Here is a 943-nt window from a genome sequence, read left to right on the forward strand (position 1 = left end):
CTAAATCTGTAAACGCATATTTCCATTCGCTTGCTGCGCTTACTTCTTTTATATCAATAACCTGGCCATTTTGTAGTAAGTCTACTTTAATCATTTCCGGACGATCTTTTGCGTTGTCGTCTTTCCACGTCTTCGTTCCTTCTACTTTTGTTTGGCCTACTTTTGTATTCGTGATGTCATAACCTTTTATTTCTGTTTGGTATCCATCTACCGCTTGTTCTTTCACTTCATACTTATAGGCTTTGCCTTCTGCATCGTAGGCTTGTAGATTTTCAAATGTATACTTCCACTTTGTTTCTGCCGTTACTTCTTTCGTGTCAATCACTTGACCATTTTGTAATAAGTCTACTTTGATTGAGCCTGGACGATCTTTTGCGTTGTTATCGTTCCACGTCTTCGTTCCTTCTACTTTTGTTTGGCCTACTTTTGTATTCGTGATATCGTAACCTTCTACTTTTGATTCATATCCAGCTACCGCTTGTTCTTTCACTTCATACTTATATGCCTTACCTTCGGTATCATATGCCGCTAAATCTGTAAACGCATATTTCCATTCGCTCGCTGCGCTTACTTCTTTCGTTGCGATTACTTTGCCGTTTTGTAGTAGGTCTACTTTGATCATTTCTGGACGATCTTTTGTGTTATCGTCTTTCCATGTTTTCGTTCCTTCTACTTTTGTTTGACCAACCTTTGTATTCGTGATGTCGTAACCTTCTACTTTTGATTCATATCCAGCTACTGCTTGTTCTTTCACTTCATACTTGTATGCCTTTCCTTCAGCATCGTATGCCGCTAAATCTGTAAACGCATATTTCCACTCGCTCGCCGCACTCACTTCTTGTGTTGCGATCACTTGGCCATTTTGTAGTAAATCTACTTTAACTGTTTCTGGACGTCCTTCGCCATTCCCGTCCTTCCACGTCTTCGTTCCTTCTACTTTTGT

Annotated in this window: 1 protein-coding gene; it reads right to left on the reverse strand. The window is 39.9% G+C overall.

Annotated features, from left to right (window positions below):
* Positions 1-943 (reverse strand): Cna B-type domain-containing protein (locus CN373_RS24430; RefSeq protein WP_133116049.1); only part of this gene is annotated, 943 nt, incomplete at both ends.

The sequence above is a fragment of the Bacillus cereus genome (assembly GCF_002561295.1).
In the GTDB taxonomy this organism is placed as follows: domain Bacteria; phylum Bacillota; class Bacilli; order Bacillales; family Bacillaceae_G; genus Bacillus_A; species Bacillus_A cereus_S.